This is a genomic window from Pseudomonas sp. NFIX10, assembly GCF_900111955.1.
Classification (GTDB): Bacteria; Pseudomonadota; Gammaproteobacteria; order Pseudomonadales; family Pseudomonadaceae; genus Aquipseudomonas; species Aquipseudomonas fluorescens_AA.
In genome coordinates this window covers 21,845-37,552 of record NZ_FOKH01000018.1, presented here as the reverse complement: position 1 = coordinate 37,552, position 15,708 = coordinate 21,845, and the positions used below count along the sequence as shown (strand labels likewise).

Annotated in this window: 11 protein-coding genes and 1 pseudogene; 8 read left to right on the top strand and 4 right to left on the bottom strand. The window is 50.4% G+C overall.

The features are described 5' to 3' along the window. Window positions 1-1,011 precede the first annotated feature (1,011 nt). Window positions 1,012-1,212, top strand: a complete 201-nt coding sequence (locus BM321_RS17315; RefSeq protein WP_092443594.1) for a response regulator transcription factor — start codon at window positions 1,012-1,014, stop codon at window positions 1,210-1,212. Window positions 1,213-1,456: 244 nt separating this feature from the next. Here BM321_RS17315 and BM321_RS29970 read toward each other — a convergent pair whose 3' ends face one another. The 4 genes from BM321_RS29970 to BM321_RS17305 form a co-directional block, all read right to left on the bottom strand. Next, window positions 1,457-1,867 (bottom strand): hypothetical protein, encoded by a 411-nt coding sequence (locus tag BM321_RS29970; RefSeq protein ID WP_139230509.1) that lies wholly within the window; start codon window positions 1,865-1,867, stop codon window positions 1,457-1,459. A 499-nt stretch (window positions 1,868-2,366) separates the two neighbouring features. Further along, window positions 2,367-2,825 carry a toxin-activating lysine-acyltransferase gene (locus tag BM321_RS17310; RefSeq protein ID WP_092443592.1) on the bottom strand — a complete coding sequence of 153 codons (459 nt, stop codon included), beginning with the start codon at window positions 2,823-2,825 and terminating at the stop codon, window positions 2,367-2,369. Continuing rightward, entirely contained in the window at window positions 2,812-4,518 is a 1,707-nt protein-coding gene (locus tag BM321_RS29965) for a hypothetical protein (RefSeq protein ID WP_139230508.1), read from the bottom strand. Before BM321_RS29965 ends, BM321_RS17310 begins: the two co-directional genes overlap by 14 nt. Before the next feature lie 447 nt (window positions 4,519-4,965). Beyond that, window positions 4,966-5,427: a hypothetical protein gene (locus BM321_RS17305; RefSeq protein ID WP_092443590.1), complete on the bottom strand. Its 462-nt coding sequence runs from the start codon at window positions 5,425-5,427 to the stop codon at window positions 4,966-4,968. A gap of 219 nt (window positions 5,428-5,646) precedes the next feature. Here BM321_RS17305 and BM321_RS17300 point away from each other — a divergent pair, with 219 nt between their 5' ends. The 7 genes and pseudogenes from BM321_RS17300 (at window position 5,647) to BM321_RS17270 (ending at window position 15,698) form a co-directional block, all read left to right on the top strand. Continuing rightward, window positions 5,647-6,921 (top strand): HlyD family secretion protein, encoded by a 1,275-nt coding sequence (locus BM321_RS17300; protein WP_256573445.1) that lies wholly within the window; start codon window positions 5,647-5,649, stop codon window positions 6,919-6,921. Window positions 6,922-6,926: 5 nt separating this feature from the next. Continuing rightward, window positions 6,927-9,068: a peptidase domain-containing ABC transporter gene (locus BM321_RS17295; RefSeq protein WP_371856632.1), complete on the top strand. Its 2,142-nt coding sequence runs from the start codon at window positions 6,927-6,929 to the stop codon at window positions 9,066-9,068. Continuing rightward, entirely contained in the window at window positions 9,065-10,477 is a 1,413-nt protein-coding gene (locus BM321_RS17290) for a TolC family protein (protein WP_092443586.1), read from the top strand. Before BM321_RS17295 ends, BM321_RS17290 begins: the two co-directional genes overlap by 4 nt. Window positions 10,478-10,523: 46 nt before the next feature. Next, window positions 10,524-10,844 carry an SbmA/BacA-like family transporter gene (locus BM321_RS17285; protein ID WP_092443584.1) on the top strand — a complete coding sequence of 107 codons (321 nt, stop codon included), beginning with the start codon at window positions 10,524-10,526 and terminating at the stop codon, window positions 10,842-10,844. Continuing rightward, entirely contained in the window at window positions 10,841-11,650 is an 810-nt protein-coding gene (locus BM321_RS17280) for an SbmA/BacA-like family transporter (RefSeq protein ID WP_175534944.1), read from the top strand. The genes BM321_RS17285 and BM321_RS17280 overlap by 4 nt, the downstream gene beginning before the upstream one ends. A 227-nt stretch (window positions 11,651-11,877) precedes the next feature. After that, window positions 11,878-14,628 (top strand): annotated as a pseudogene (locus BM321_RS17275) (response regulator). 80 nt (window positions 14,629-14,708) lie between these two features. Then, window positions 14,709-15,698: a 2-hydroxyacid dehydrogenase gene (locus tag BM321_RS17270; protein WP_092443582.1), complete on the top strand. Its 990-nt coding sequence runs from the start codon at window positions 14,709-14,711 to the stop codon at window positions 15,696-15,698. Window positions 15,699-15,708 lie beyond the last annotated feature (10 nt).

Below are 15,708 nucleotides of genomic sequence, written 5' to 3'. Positions count from 1 at the left end.
CAAAGTGTGGTGGTTATGGCTTATGGGAATAAGCACGGAGGAAGTCGAGTACGCTGCTGTGTGTAGCTCGTCTTCTCGGTCCGCGCTCGTGAGCATGATGCTCAAGCCCATGTTGTCGACTCTGTATTGCACGCAGTCCTTTGTATTGCACGCAGTCCTTTTCCTACATATCTGAGAGCTCAAACCGTGTATATCTGTTGTAAGTACCGTCTGTAAGCACTCCTCCTGCCTATTTGTGGGTTCATTCCTTTCATTTGATGACCAAGCAGTCAAAGGTATCTGGCTTTGCACCGTGTTCTTTACGGTTGTACGGCTAAACGTATTTGGTAGGTAAGCAATAACGATGGCCGACGCGAAACAAAAACATCCACAGCCCAGCGCTCGGCGGACTTGCGGGCAACGCTTGCGCAACCTATTGGAAGAGTACGGCATATCTCACTCGGCCTTTGCCGAGGTGCTAGGTATCAGCCCTCAATGCCTGACGAACTGGAGCGCACGGGGTATACCTCGGCTGCGGGTGAAGCCATTGGCACGTTTGCTGAGTGTCAGTGAAGTGTGGCTGGCGACTGGGGAGGGTGAGCGGACACGTGACCTACATCGGGAAGTGGAACAGGATCAGGCGGGTTCGAGGGGTTAAGACTGGAGCGCCCTCCCGATAAAAGCACCTTCCTCAACTTCCTCGCCTGATTGAAAAGCGCGATTTGGTTACCGGCATTCTGGCTGTAATCAATGGCTAGCTGGGCGTCCGGGCCTGTCACTGCGCCAAGGCTTTATCGTTCGCTTCCTCCATATTCGCTCCATCTAACCGAAAGATCTGTCACTTTCTGTAGTACTTATTACCCCACAAGGGAAGTTCTTTCCTCGCGCCACATAAAAATCTGTAGGAATACGATTTTTTATCGGATCTTTCCTGCGATTCATCGAGACACTCATGAACTAGCGAATTATCAGACACACCGATAATATTATTACCAAGCAATTCACCCCTCAACTTTAATCAAGGACAGTCAATTGAAGAAGAACAACAAAGACCTAACAAAGCGAGAACATGAAGTCCTGCAATTACTTCTATCAGGTGAAACAAACAAAAAAATAGCTTTAGTGCTCGGCATCAGCGATTTCACTGTGCGAGAATACGTCTCCTCAATTTTAAGAAAGAAAGGGGCAAATTCCAGAGGAAAACTAATTTCGGAAAAACTCAATAAAACTTAAAGGCGTTACACGCTATAGCCCCTTATAGCCCGAACAGCTTATCCAACACCGACCTCAATACTTTCAAAGCCAACACCGGGGTTAAACCCAGCACAGCTTCCGACACATACCAATAGCACAAAAATAATCCACCCTACATAAACATCAATCCAGCACAAACACGAAAGCTCCAGACATCCAACATAACCCGCCTTCGCCACCTCAAATAAAGGATTCGACACCACCACATTCAGACCTGACAAAATTAAACATAAGTTATATCATGCTCAAAGCAAAATTTCTTAATTCTTTCAACTACATACTCACGTTGCTCCTCCGGTATAAATCTGGGCAACAAAACAACCTCCTTTCGCCCAGGCACCGCCACCACGACCTCAATGGGTTTAAACAAACAGTTATTCACACTAACTTCAGTAACACTCCGTGCAAATGCCACCACTTTAAACTTTCGTCGAAAACATATATCACCCTTATCCAACCAAAGCACCTCAACCCCCTTAAAGCAGAAAAACATAACAATAGAAAACCAAACAAACACAAGAGCCAGCACTGCCCACAAATGGGCACCAAAGAAAAATGAAACATTAATAATCACGACTCCCCCCACCAAAAACAGGGGATAATTACAGCAATTTAAAACAATTTTATTATTCAACGGAGCCCCCTAAGAAAACACAAAAACAAAGACCAAACCTAAACACGGCTTATTTTCAGTAAAAATAAACCGTGCCCATCACCTAAGTTTCACTCTATGCCATAATCCCCATAATTCCTGAATAGCTTGCCGCACCGAGGCCCGCCGAACCGACGGCACCAACCAATCCAGCCCCCGAACCAATCAACGCGCCACCTACCGCGCCTACAGCCCCACCAGAAAGAGCACCAGCAATAATGCTATTTCTACCACTATGTGTGGAAGTTGATCCATCCGCCGCCGCCGTAGCCATCGCACCTACAGCGCCGCCATATGCCCCAATAATTCCTCCTGCTACTGCCCCTACAACTCCTCCAACAGGACCTACACCGCCAGAAATAAGATTAATCTCCGCTACTGTTAATGGCCGCATTGCTACCACCTCCTTTCTTGATAATTACCCATAAAAATATCGTGAACAATCGATTGCCTTCCGATACAACCTAGTGAAGAAAAATCGTCAAAACCTATAAATGAAAGTCTGCTTAACCGCATAGTCCTTATTTCGCCGCACCCAATGAACTTTATCAACTCCCTCTTTGCGAAAGAAATTTTTTAACCATATCACAGCTTCTTTTACGCCCCCCTTAGGAAAACAAAAATCTATTATCCAGGCATTACCTCCCTCATTCCACTCACTGGCATGCAATAAAAAATCAGTGTCATGCAGCAAGCGCGCTTCACTATCCGGAGCCAAATACGCCCAGCTCACATATCCTAGTGGAGTACTGGTTTTATCGAAGAAAAAAATAATTTGATCATGATCAATAGCGGGCACTACCCAAAGCCCTAACGTTATTATCTGATACAGAGAATACCGATTACACATGAACGCTATCAGACAAGCATATCCAATTTTCTTAGCTTTGCCTTCAAACTTGCAACATCGTGGAGCAACAAACACATCAAAACTCTTCATTCAGAATACTCCATACATTTTTATAAAAAGACATCACATCACCTACCTCTATCTCATCCCAGAGCTTACATAGAGACTTTATAAATATGTCGCCCTCACATCTTTTAACCACAAATACACCAGAAGCAATATCGTAAAAAACCCTCATCTTTTCGCCAACCCAAAAGGGAATTTTCAAATCAGCGCCACAGCTAAAAACAAGGGTTGACCAGTGCTTCACGGCTCTTTCAAAACTGTTGAACGGTGGGTCACCACCTAGCCCAACGCACCTTTCGATTTTTGACAAACATTCTTTCAGACCTGAAATCATATAAGGCCGTCTATTTAACCTAGTAACATTAATTGCCATCGCGACTGTGAAACATTTGCGATCTATGCCCTCCCTTTCAGCACACTCAACAACAAGATCAAAAAGCCTCCCGTACACGCAAAAAAATTCATTTACTAATGATACATTTGTACCAGATGCAAAAAACGCATCCAACGCACCATTAAATATTTTCATCTTAAGCGCATGAATATATACATGAGCCATTTCATACTCATAACCTTTCCATCCTAGCTCTTGCGTCCGATCAACCAACTCATAGCAACCTAGATCTAATAGTCGCTGGAGACAAGATGAAAACTCTAAAAACACACGACTACCCGCTACCTTAGTCAGAAAAAAACCAGGAAACCCCACCTGTACGGCATTATAAAAACGCAAACACTTCTGGTATTCACCCCAAAACTCATTAATTGCAGACTGAAATATATCACCCTGAAATTCAACATCGATAACTTCATACTTCTTTAAGTAATGGCAGATATCATAAAGACTTCTCAGGGCCGGCTCATACTCTGTCAAAAACTCAGATAAATCTAGCTTGTCACATCCAATTAAATTTGAAAAAACTCTTGCCCCGCTTAGATCCATCCATGCGCCATTCAGAGAAATATTTGAGGCGCTAACATTGTAGTGAATAATTTTCTTCGCCCTTGCAGCTGAAAATTGTCGAGCATAACGTCTCGCCAGCTCGATTAAACCTATACGTATACGTATACGATCAGATAATGTGGAAAGCTCACATGAACAGATAGGAAGAAAATCGACAAGCTTCTGCACAGCGGCTTGTACGCGCCTTGCATCACTAGATAATGAACCGGTAAATTTCTCTTTAAAGTAAATGGCTCTCATAAAATGTGCGGGACGTACAGTTGGCTCTCTGACTAGTAGAGCACGTGAATACGTTTGTCCTTCTTGACTAAATTTACATCCTGCATCGATAACAGCTATAGTCCTCACCGCTCCGTATGGAAGAGCTATGTTTATTATTTCCGCCCATATCGATTCATAGATTGCTGCATCAACAGATAAGAAACCGTTTCCATGCGCCTCATCGGAATCATGGCCAACTAATTCATTAGGCCCGATTCCTTTTAGTTGATATACCCCGTCAAAACCACAGCGCCCCCCGCCTCCGTTTTTATAAATCCCATCTCCGCCATACCTCTCAGCATAGAAAATTTTTTCATTTCTTTCTGCTCCAGCAATACCTCTTCCCCCCACGATATAACTGTACTTAGAAAGAATCTCTTCCTCAGCCAGATTAATCTTCAAGTCTTTATTAAAGAAAACAATAGAAGTGCCTTCAATTTTCTCCGCATTAAAACTCACGAAGACCTCATGCAGATCCGATAGTTTTTTCATAGCTTGTTCAACCTTCGCCGTTCCGAACAGCTCATAAGGTTCAACGATAGCGACCAGATTCGACGATTTGTACCCTACACTTGTAGGGGTGACTTAAAAGGAGATCTATGGGAATCTCTACTGCCTCGCCGCGATGCGGCATGCCTTGCCCAAGGGCTCAGAAATGCAAATCAGCATGAAAGCTAACGTTGAGGCAACAGTTTGTAAGGAGCCCAGCGCGTTAGGTGGTTAGGCAGCACCGAACTAGACTGAAACTAAGGGACAATTTAGAGCACTGACTTTCGTTAGGAAATACGGCGAAAGCCATTAAACATCTAAAAACGCACCATTCATAAACATACGCTGGAGGCCATCACAATAACGGCCATTTAATCCAAAGAATGGGGAGCTATTCTATGACGACCATTGCAGTATCGCCTGCAGATACTAAGCCACTATTAGAAACGTTCACTGTATAGCACGTGATAATTTCACCAATCGGTCGTATGGCCCTGTGAAAATTGCCCCATCCCTTTGGATGGCGCAGGTGACAACTTCGGATTTGCAATCAAAAAAAAAGCTGGCATTCCTACCATTCGATAGATACACACCATCATACTTCTCTGAATAACCTATGGATAGCATTGCCTCCCGCAACAAGCCTGGCTGTATATCAGCTCTCACTCTTAATTCAGAAAACGCCTCATCACAGTACATTTTTTTGGCAGTTACCGCCAAGTATCCAATGGTTCCGCCCACAGCCTCCCAACCTGAAAAGCCATTTCTCAATGAAAACTTTTCCATAAAAATAAATGTCACAGCTATCAGTAAGGAGAACACTATATTTTTTTCAACCAAAATAAAGATCTTGAAAGGATCCCCTGACAGCTGCTCACTAAGCTTTAGCTTTTTCAGAACATTTTCGGCCATACTTTCGTCCTCGCTGCGAAACTTTTAAAACACCCAAACAACGCCATTCCAAACAGCACACATGAATCAACGATAACGACGAAATTCGATGATTTGTACCCTACACATGTAGGGATGACCCAAACGGGTATCCATGGGATCTTCCCTGCCTCGCCGCGATGCGGCATGCCTTCCCAAAGGGCTCCGGAATGCAATTATTGTCAGCAAGGAATGCTCACATTGACCCAAGACACATCGCTATTCAGAACAGAAGCTCTAGAAGCCCAGCAGGTGCAATGGTTAGGCAGCATCGTGCTGATTCGCCCACTCTCGTTCACCTTCCTCACAGCCTTCGCCACACTCCTCGCGTCAATCGTGATTATTTTTTTCATATGGGGGAGCTATACCAAGCGAAGCACCATAGCTGGGCAGTTACTGCCCTCCTCGGGACAGATTAAAGTTTATGCACCACAGCAAGGACGAGTGCTTGAAAGCTTTATCCATGAGGGGCAATACGTTAACGCGGGCGCGCACTTGCTCACATTATCCAGTGAGCACTATGGCGAAAATTCCGATCCGATTCAGGAAAGCATCAGTAATAACCTCAAGGAAAGGAAACTGTCCTTGATTGACGAGCTCAAAAAAATAAAAACACTGCAAGCTGATGAAAGAAAAAGCCTTACCAGCCACTTAAGCAGCCTAGAGAATGAGTTGGATATTCTAGCCGGACAAATTTCCAGTCAAAAACAGCTGGTTGCCTTGGCTTTAAATGCCACCAGTCGCTATTCGGGATTAATGGAAAAGGGATATATAGCCATGGATCAGCTACAGCAGCGCCAGGCAGAGCTACTCAATCATCGACAGAAATTAAATACCCTTGAACGTGACCGCTCCGCGCTGCGACAACAGATAACCGAGCGCCGCAACGAGCTTTCTGGCCTATCCTCTCGACATGAAAATCAACTCGCCATCGTGCATAGAACGCTATCGGAAATTGATCGAGAGTTCATTGAGAGTGAGGCGCGGCGAATATTGATTATCAAGGCTCCTCAAGCAGGTGTCGTGACTGCCATTTTTGCGGAGCCCGGACAGACCACAGACACCACTAGACCGCTTTTAAGCATCGTTCCAACCAACTCGCTATTGCAGGCCGAACTTTATTCTCCAAGTAAATCCATCGGTTTCATCCGGGTCGGCGATGAAGTACGTATTCGCTATCAAAGCTATCCCTATCAAAAATTCGGGCAGCACAACGGTACAGTCAAATCCATCTCCAAGGCCTCGGTTTCTGCCGGGGAGCTTGCAAACGCCGTCGGAGAAATACCCGGCGTTGGTCTGGACGGCGAACGCTATTATCGAATACGCATCGATCTGGTCCAACAGCATGTTCTGGCGTATGGCGAACAACGGCCATTGCAAACGGGCATGTTACTTGAAGCGGACATAATGCAAGAGACTCGTCATCTTTATGAATGGGTATTAGAGCCTCTTTATAGCCTAACGGGCAGGTTCTAGGCCCCATGCAGATAAATTATATGAATGTAGTCGCGCTTCAGTGGAGACGCCGGCTTCCATTATTGCTGCAAACCGAAGCCACTGAATGCGGCCTGGCCTGTTTAGCAATGATACTTGGCTATCATGGACATCGATCAAACCTGTATGAACTTCGAAATAGATTCCAAACCTCATTAAAAGGCATGACATTAAAGCAGATAATTCAAATAGCGGACCAATTAAAACTCGGGACACGCGCCATCAGGCTCGACATGAGAGACCTTATACAACTTAAACTACCCTGCATTCTGCACTGGAACTTCAATCACTTCGTAGTCTTGAAGTCCGTACGCAAAAGTCACCTTGTGCTACATGATCCAGCCCAGGGCATTCGGCACATATCATTTACCGAGGCCAATAATTTTTTTACCGGAATAGCTCTGGAATTATGGCCAGAATTTGATTTTGAAGAAAAAACAAAAAAGCCTAGCATCAGACTTTCCAAGATGCTTGGAAAAACGACAGGGCTGTATCGATCGCTATTCCAAGTACTTTTACTGGCGTTCGCGCTGGAAATATTTTCTCTTGTCAGCCCGTTTCTTCTCCAGTGGACGATCGATAATGTGCTTGTCAGTGAAGATAACGAATTACTGAAAACACTTGTATTAGGTTTTGGGTTATTAATGCTTATGCAACAGGGGGTAGCGGCCATTCGCGCATGGGTATTGATCCACATGAACACAATGATTAGCGTGCAATGGCGCGCCAATGTATTCACCCATTTATTGAGATTGCCCATTCATTTTTTTGAAAGACGCCACCTGGCGGATGTCGTATCGCGTTTTGGCGCAGTTAACCATATCCAACAGACACTTACCGCTGCATTTTTCTCCAGTGTTCTTGATGGCCTTATGAGTATTGCTACGTTAGCACTGATGTTCATGTACAGTCCTACGTTGGCTTCCATTTCCGTCATTACCTTGGCACTTTATATATTAGGCCGCTGCGTCTGGTACGCCCCTTTCCGCCGGGCAACGGAAGAACAGATAATCCACGCTGCGCGTCAGGAGAGCCACTTTTTGGAAACCGTCAGAGGTGTTCGGGCGATCAAACTCTTCCGGCGCCCCGATGAACGACGCTCCACGTGGTTAGGCTTGTTAATTCAGCAAATCAATGCAGATATTCGATCCCAAAAAATGCAACTTCTTTACACACAACTGAACGGTTTACTTTTCGGCATTGAAAATCTGTTGCCGGTATGGCTTGGCGCTGGAATGGTAATGAGTGGACATTTCAGTGTTGGTGTATTAATGGCCTTCACCGCCTATAAGACACAATTCGTCAATAGGGTATCAAACCTGATAGACCATTTTTTTGAATTGCATATGCTCCAGCTCCACGGTGAGCGCTTAGCCGATATTGTTCTTCAGCCGCCGGAAAATAGCCACGGAGAAACTGATTTAGCCGTTCTCCACAAACGCAGCGCAAATATTGAAATAAGAGACTTGATGTACCGCTACTCCGACCAAGAGCCTTACATTATTGATAAATTGAATTTATCGATAGCCGAGGGAGAGTCGATAGCGATCACCGGAGCATCAGGCGCCGGAAAAAGTACGTTGATCAACCTAATGCTAGGGATTCTCGCTCCCAACGAAGGGCAAATAAAAATTGGCGGAGTTGAAGTAAAAGACATGGGCGTGAGTACGCTCCGTGACATGGTTGGCACGGTGATGCAGGATGATGTCTTGTTTGCCGGGTCACTGGCGGAGAATATTTCTTTTTTCGAACAGAATGCTGACATGTCCTGGATAATGCGATGTGCAGAAATGGCCGCGATTCATAATAGTATCCAATCGATGCCTATGGGATACGGCACATTGGTTGGGGACATGGGGACGGTGCTCTCGGGCGGACAGAAACAACGCGTACTCTTGGCTCGTGCGCTTTATAAAAGAGCTAGAATTTTATTCCTTGATGAAGCCACCAGCCATCTTGACTTGCAATGTGAGCAATTGGTCAATAATTCCATCCGTTCACTCCAGATAACTCGAGTAATTGTCGCGCATCGCCCTGAGACAATCGTGTCGGCGGACCGGGTTTTCATATTGGAATCTGGTAGATTAAAACCGTCGCCCTGCCACGCGAATATGGATTCGATTAAATGAGGGGCTATTCCGCCTGTGCACTTTCCATATTTTTCGGGGGCATAACGTTATCAGTTACAGGTGCTGAGCTTATTGCACCTAATCACGTGACATCAGTCTTTTCAGAGACAAGCTCCTATACAGATCAGCCGTGCGCCTTTGGAAGTCGTCCAACAAAATTGTCTCTACAGGAGACCATAGAACGAATACTTTGCAACGACCCGAAAACACGCTCGGCCTGGGCTCATGCAAAAGCACGATCAGCTCAAGTCGGCGTCAGTCGTTCTTCATATTTTCCGAAGCTCACCGGCAGCACCGGCATGTCTACGGGGCGGACGGTTACCGATTATGAGCAACGCAGTGACCTTTCCAGCGAAGGAAACCAACGGCAGATTTCCAATAGATTGCATTTCAGCTGGGTACTGTTCGATTTTGGGCTGAGGGAAGCTGAGCTACGAAGATCCATGCAACTCTTAGTGGCTGCTAACGCCAATCAAGACGCCATACTGCAAAAATCTTTCGCTTCCGCAGCAGAGCTTTATTATGGAGCCCTCGCCGCTCAGCGCAGCTTGATCATTTCATCAAAAGTTACGTCGTTTGCAGCCGAAAATCTCGATGCAGCAGAAGCCAGATATCGATCTGGAGCCGCAGCGCTTTCTGATTTATTGCAAGCGAAAGCAGCCTATTCCCAAGCCAGTCTGAATCAGATTCGCGATAAGGGAGCGCTCCGCAATGCCACCGGGATGCTTGCGCTGCGCATGGGATTCTCGCCTGAGACGCCATTCGAATTGGAGGGTAATCTGACCTCGTTACCAAATGCGCGATTCATCAAGACAATTGACGAGCTATTTCAACAAGCCCAACAAGATCACCCCGCCTTGATAGCCGTTAGAGCCAGGATCAAAGCCACTGAGGCGAAGCTCGATGAGAGTCGCGCAGCTGGAAAACCGACCCTTTCACTAACGGCGGATATTTCCCATACCCGAATTGATCAATCCCAAATGCTTAACGGTGACAGGCGCGATCGGGATAGAGCTGTTGGCTTGCAATTAAACATTCCTCTGTTCGACGGCTTCAGCCGAAAGTATCAAATACGTAGCGATCTTGCCCTCCTTGAGGCAAACAAAGAGGAGCTTTTGGAGGAACAACAGAGATTATCGCTTGAGCTCTGGGAAAACTATCAAACCCTAGGCACTGAATTTCAGCGACTGGACCATACCAATAAATTGATCACACAGTCACAGCAATCCCTTGAGGTAGTACAAGGTCGCTATCGATCCGGGGTCGGTAGCATGATTGAATTATTGAATGCTTTAAATACCTACGCAGGTGCTGAAGATCAACATATCAACGCTTTGATTACTTGGCATAACACACGACTAAGACTTTCTGAAAACCTCGGACTGCTTGGCTTTTGGAGATTACGCTAACCCAGCACAGCAAATCACAAACAAGGAACCTCATAATGAGATTAGCATGGACCGTGCCCCTTTAGACTCCAAACCTTTGCAACGCCACGAAAGCTTCATCAAGAATACTTTTTCCATTTTGTTACCGTATTGGCAGAATGAGGAACGAGTATTTGCATGGACTACAGCGGCAGCGCTTATATTTTTATCACTTCTGGCCGTTGCTACAGCGTTGATCATCAATGAATGGTATAGGTACTTCTACGACGCAATACAGGAAGGCGACATAAAAAAATTTCACCTACTAATATTAACATTCATTGGAATCGTCATTTTTTCTGTCTTCAGGTCGGTCTTGATAGCTATCTGGTTGACATTCTGGCTTTGAGATGGCGAAGATGGTTAACCAATCATTACCTTCTCCTTTGGACATTAAATCCTGCCCAAGCCGATCAAACTGGAAACGCGGTAGATAATCCAGACCAACGTATAGCAGAGGACATTAATAAATTCACCTTTGAAACCATCGACCTGGCTTGCGGGCTAACCTTTACCTTTGCCAGCATAATATCCTTCAGCATAGTATTAATCAGCGCATCCGGTGATGCTGTACTCATGGGACTCACAATACCTTGCTACATGTTCCTAGCTGCCATTATCTATGCGCTCATCGGGACTCTTATCAGTCAAAAGATCGGTTTCAAATTAATTTCCTTAAGCAACGATCAACAACGATTAGAAGCCGATCTACGCTACCTCCTAATTAGACTCCGGGAGAAATTCAGAACCTCCCCCTCACGCCTGACATATGAACCTAAAAAAAGCAGAATTAATCAAAGACTTGAAGCCTGCCTGACCAACATGCGCAAAATAATAAGAACAAAGATGCGCCTATCATTGTTCACCGAAACGTACGGTCAACTCGCCTTGATCCTTAGCAGCTTATTGGCTGCACCACGTTTCTTTGCAGGCCATATAACCTTTGGCGAATTAATGCAGATTAATTCGGCTTTTGGAAACTTAAGTGAAAACCTAAGCTGGTTCATCAACGCCTACCGCAGGATCGCAGACTGGAAAGCAACGACAGATCGCCTGATCGCTTTCAATGAGGCAATGAGGAACGCACCTGCGCAGGAGCCGAAGTATCCACAGCATGGCTGTGCATCTTTTCGTGCTCCTGAGCCACCCACCTAAAGTTCAACCGCCCCCCCCTTCCTGCCACTCTGCACCCACAGCCGTCCTCCCCCTGACACAGGTCTATCGGCGGGATTGCAGGTCGCGCACGACCAGCCCCGGCCGGAGGGATGCACGACAGACATGAATTTACGAAGATCACCCGCCCGCAAATCGCTACACTGCGCAGGTATTGCGTGCCGGATGCGCGCACAGCTCAATCAGACCGCTGGATGCAGGAGACAAGTGTGCTCAAGAAACTGGGAATCAAAGGCCGCGTGCTGTTGCTGACCCTGTTGCCGACCAGCCTGATGGCGCTGGTCCTGGGCGGTTATTTCACCTGGATGCAGCAATCGGACCTGCACGCCCAGTTGCTGCAACGTGGCGAGATGATCGCCGAGCAACTGGCCCCGCTGGTCGCCCCGGCCATGAGCCGCCAGGACACCGATCTGCTGGAGCGCATCGCCACCCAGTCCCTGGAGCAAACGGACGTACGCGCCGTGACTTTCCTCGCCCCCGACCGCGCGCCGTTGGCCCACGCCGGCCCGACCATGCTCAACCGGGCCCCGGAGGGCAACAGTGCACAGCTGCTGCAACGCACCGGCAACGACGCCACGCGCTACCTGCTGCCGGTATTTGGCAAGCACCGCAACCTGGCGGGCGAACTGATTCCCGAAGAAGCCGACCGCCTGCTGGGCTGGGTCGAGCTGGAGTTGTCCCACAGCGGCATGTTGCTGCGCGGCTATCGCAGTCTGTTCGCCAGCCTGCTGCTGATCGCCGCCGGCCTGTGCCTGACCGCGTTGCTGGCCCTGCGCATGGGCCGCACGATCAACCGCCCGCTGAGCCAGATCAAGCAAGCCGTGGCGCAACTCAAGGACGGTCACCTGGAAACCCGCCTGCCACCGTTGGGCAGCCAGGAGCTGGATGAATTGGCCTCGGGCATCAATCGCATGGCCAGTACCCTGCAGAACGCCCAGGAAGAATTGCAGCACAGCATCGACCAGGCCACCGAAGACGTGCGCCAGAACCTGGAAACCATCGAGATCCAGAACATCGAGCTGGACCTGGCCCGCAAGGAAGCCCTGGAAGCGAGCCGGATCAAGTCCGAGTTCCTGGCGAACATGAGCCACGAAATCCGCACACCGCTCAACGGCATCCTCGGCTTTACCCACCTGTTGCAAAAAAGCGAACTGACCCCGCGCCAGCTCGATTACCTGGGCACCATCGAGAAATCCGCCGACAGCCTGCTGGGGATCATCAATGAGATCCTCGACTTTTCGAAGATCGAGGCTGGCAAGCTGGTGCTCGACAGCATTCCGTTCAACCTGCGGGACCTGCTGCAAGACACCCTGACCATCCTCGCCCCGGCCGCCCATGCCAAGCAGTTGGAACTGGTGAGCCTGGTCTACCGGGACACACCGCTGTCGCTGGTGGGCGATCCGCTGCGCCTCAAGCAGATCCTCACCAACCTGGTGAGCAACGCGATCAAGTTCACCCGCGAGGGCACCATCGTCGCCCGGGCCATGCTCGAAGACTAGCACGAAGACAGCGTGCAGTTGCGCATCAGCATCCAGGACACCGGTATCGGCCTGTCCAACCAGGACGTGCGGGCGCTGTTCCAGGCATTCAGCCAGGCCGACAACTCACTGTCCCGGCAACCGGGGGGCACCGGCCTGGGCCTGGTGATCTCCAAGCGCCTGGTGGAGCAGATGGGCGGCGAGATCGGCGTCGACAGCACACCGGGCGAAGGCTCGGAGTTCTGGATCAGCCTGCGCCTGCCCAAGACCCGTGACGATGCCGAAGACCTGCCGGGCCCGCCGTTGCTGGGCCGGCGCGTAGCGGTGCTGGAAAACCACGAACTGGCCCGCCAAGCCTTGCAGCACCAGCTCGAAGACTGCGGCCTGCAAGTGACGCCGTTCAATACCCTGGAGAGCCTGACCAACGGCATCACCGTCGCCCACCAGACCGACCAGGCGATCGATCTGGCCGTGCTGGGCATCACCAGCAACGACATGCCGCCGGAGCGCCTCAACCAGCACATCTGGGACCTCGAGCACTTGGGCTGCAAAGTGCTCGTGCTGTGCCCCACCACCGAACAGACCCTGTACCACCTCTCGGTGCCCAACCCCCACAGTCAGTTGCAGGCCAAGCCGGCTTGCACCCGCAAGTTGCGCCGCGCGCTGTCCGACCTGGTCAACCCGCGCCCGCCCCGCAGCGAACCCAGTGAGCCGGTTTCCAGCCGTGCCCCGAAAGTGCTGTGCGTGGACGACAACCCGGCCAACCTGCTGCTGGTGCAGACCCTGCTCGAAGACATGGGCGCCAAGGTGCTGGCGGTGGAAAGCGGCTACGCGGCGGTCAAGGCCGTGCAGAAGGAAACCTTCGACCTGGTGTTGATGGACGTGCAGATGCCCGGCATGGACGGTCGCCAGAGTACTGAGGCGATCCGCCAGTGGGAAAGCGAGCGGCACTGCACGCCGCTGCCCATCGTCGCCCTCACCGCCCACGCCATGGCCAACGAAAAACGCGCCCTGCTGCAAAGCGGCATGGACGACTACCTGACCAAGCCCATCAGCGAACGGCAACTGGCCCAGGTGGTGCTCAAATGGACCGGCCTGGCCCTGCGCAACCAGTCGCCGGAGCGCAACAGCGATGCCCAGGGTGGTAGCGAACTGCTGGTGCTCGATCATGAAGAAGGCTTGCGCCTGGCCGCTGGCAAGGCCGATCTGGCAGCGGACATGCTGGCGATGCTGCTCGCATCCCTGGAAGCCGACCGCGAAGCGATCCGCCAGGCCAGCGAGGCCAACGATCACAACGCCCTGATCGAACGGGTCCACCGCCTGCACGGCGCCACCCGCTACTGCGGCGTACCGCAATTGCGAGCGGCCTGCCAGCGCAGCGAAACCCTGCTCAAGCAACAGGACCCGAAAGCCGCTGCGGCCCTGGAAGACCTGGAGCGTGCGATCAATCGCCTGGCCAGCGAGGCGCGTATCAGCGCCTGATCCAGGGCAATACCCTGGAAACCGGAATCGCTGAAAATCCATGCTCCTAACCCGACTGTTTTTTCTGCCAGGAGGCCACCATGCGCGCGATTCTTTTCAGCAGCCAGACCTACGACCGTGACAGTTTCATCCAGGCCCCGGTGCCCGCCGGCCTCGAACTGCAGTTCCAGCCCGCCCGCCTGAACCTGGACACCGTGGCCCTGGCCGAACGGCATGAAGTGGTCTGCGCGTTCATCAACGATGACCTGAGCGCCCCGGTGCTGGAACGGCTGGCCGCGGGCGGCACGCGGCTGATCGCCCTGCGCTCGGCCGGCTACAACCATGTCGACCTGCCCGCCGCCAAGCGCCTGGGCTTGAGCATCGTCCGGGTACCGGCCTACTCGCCCCACGCCGTGGCCGAACATGCCGTGGCGTTGATCATGGCCCTCAATCGCTGCCTGCACCGCGCCTACAACCGCACCCGGGACGGCAATTTCAGCCTCCATGGGTTGACCGGGTTCGACCTGGTGGGCAAGACCGTCGGGGTGATCGGCACCGGGCAAATCGGCGCGACGTTCGCGCGGATCATGGCCGGTTTCGGCTGTCAGCTACTGGCTTACGACCCGTACCCCAATCCTCAGGTGCAAGCCTTGGGCGCGCGCTACCTGCCCTTGGATGAACTGCTGGCGCAAGCGCAGATCATCAGCCTGCACTGCCCGTTGAACGAACAGAGCCGCCACCTGATCAACGCCCAATCCCTGGCGTCGATGCAACGCGGCGCCATGTTGATCAACACCGGACGCGGTGGCCTGGTGGATACACCAGCCCTGATCGAGGCGCTGAAGAGCGGTCAACTGGGCTATTTGGGGTTGGATGTCTATGAAGAAGAGGCCGAACTGTTCTTCAAGGACCGCTCCGACCAGCCCTTGCAAGACGATGTGCTGGCACGCCTGCTGACCTTCCCCAACGTGGTGATCACCGCCCACCAGGCCTTCCTCACCCATGAAGCCTTGGCGGCGATTGCCATGACCACCCTGGATAATATCGCGGCCTGGGCGGCCGGCACGCCGAAAAACTTGGTGGACCGCTAAACCTGAACCA